The 269-nt window shown below is 60.2% G+C and carries 1 protein-coding gene; it reads left to right on the top strand.

Annotated features, from left to right (window positions below; genetic code table 11):
- The coding region (locus HBA93_RS21315; RefSeq protein ID WP_221724591.1) for a hypothetical protein at positions 1–269 on the top strand (269 nt) is incomplete at both ends.

A 269-nucleotide genomic window follows, 5' to 3' on the forward strand; every position in this document is an offset into this window, starting at 1 on the left:
TGGGAGGAAACGGAGAAGCGCTGAACGGACTTGTTGGACTGGTGCAGCGTCTTGCTGACCTGATCCCGCCCGCGCAGGCGCTTGTCGCCGCGACTTGTTTCATCATTGGCATAGGCTTGGCGATCGCTTCGATCGGCAATTTTACGCGAGCCAGCGAACGGGCGGCATCGGGACAATTTCACGGCGCGCAAGATTACGGGCGGTGGGTCGGCATCGCCGGCCTGATCACCGCTGTCATGCTGATTTCCCTGTCCTCGATCATATCGGCA

Origin of the sequence: Ochrobactrum sp. SFR4 (assembly GCF_019730395.1) — a bacterium.
Lineage (GTDB): Bacteria > Pseudomonadota > Alphaproteobacteria > Rhizobiales > Rhizobiaceae > Pseudochrobactrum.